Origin of the sequence: Puniceibacterium confluentis (genome assembly GCF_007923445.1) — a bacterium.
GTDB classification, from domain to species: domain Bacteria; phylum Pseudomonadota; class Alphaproteobacteria; order Rhodobacterales; family Rhodobacteraceae; genus Puniceibacterium; species Puniceibacterium confluentis.
The window spans coordinates 1-551 of sequence record NZ_VOJI01000123.1 but is presented as its reverse complement, the minus strand read 5'-3'; the positions used below and the strand labels follow the sequence as shown (position 1 = coordinate 551).

At 48.6% G+C, this 551-nt stretch carries 1 protein-coding gene; it reads right to left on the bottom strand.

Annotation, left to right across the window (positions count from 1 at the left end; translation table 11 throughout):
• Nucleotides 1-173: 173 nt before the first annotated feature.
• Nucleotides 174-551 (bottom strand): helix-turn-helix domain-containing protein (locus tag FOY53_RS22805; RefSeq protein ID WP_146592553.1); only part of this gene is annotated, 378 nt, incomplete at its 5' end.

The following is a 551-nucleotide window of genomic DNA, read 5'->3' as shown; positions in this document are numbered from 1 at the left end:
CTTCAGTTTCATCATTCGATAGTTTAATACCACTTATATCCGTGTTCCTTACAATAGTCGATAGCTGGCTGATAGCCTTGGAAGGTAGCTTTGTTAATCCACTTTAACCCTTTGCGCTCATCCTTCGGTACGCCTGAGCCATTCTTTCATAAATTGAAATTTACCTAAAAGAGTTATTCAAACGTTCCATTCTCGTATTCTTGCTGGAATTGTGTACACGTCTTGCCTGTGGCTTTCTTGAAGAACCGCATCAGATGTGAAGGCTCTGAGAAGTGGAAGTCGTAGGCAATCTCGCTGACCGTCTTGTGGCTGAACAACAGTCCGTTCTTGATTTCGGCCAGCAGGCGTTGCTTCAGCAGGACGGTGGCTGGAACACCATATTGCGCCATGACGCTCTGGTTAAGCGTCACCCGGCTGACGTGCAGCAGGTCGGCATATTCCTGCACACGCTGCAGGTCGCGGATGTGCTGCTCCATCAGCTCCACAAACAGGAAAGCGTAGTGGTTCTTCGGCAGTTCAAAGGGCAGACTATATGTCTCGGTATAGCGTCG